Here is a 234-nt window from a genome sequence, read left to right as displayed (position 1 = left end):
CGAACCAGACAGAAGAGCCTTCTTTGCGGAACAGGTCTGCAACATGATTAATCGTCAAATCGTTAATGATTGGCTCGTTGCAGGACTTGCAGTAGAAAATTGGAATTGGTACTCCCCATACGCGTTGACGGGAGATGCACCAGTCGCCACGATCGGCAATCATGTTAGCCAAACGAGTTTCGCCCCAATGCGGAATCCATTTAACATTTTTGATCGCTTCCAGCATTTGCTCAC

The 234-nt window shown here is 47.4% G+C and carries 1 protein-coding gene; it reads right to left on the bottom strand.

The features are described from left to right. Positions 1–234: class I tRNA ligase family protein (locus tag SB773_RS34750; protein WP_410595113.1), on the bottom strand; the 234-nt coding region annotated here is incomplete at both ends.

The sequence above is a fragment of the Bacillus sp. SIMBA_074 genome, assembly GCF_046534555.1.
GTDB lineage: Bacteria > Bacillota > Bacilli > Bacillales > Bacillaceae_G > Bacillus_A > Bacillus_A mycoides.
Note: the sequence above shows the minus strand (reverse complement) of the source record. Positions and strands in the feature narration are given on the sequence as shown.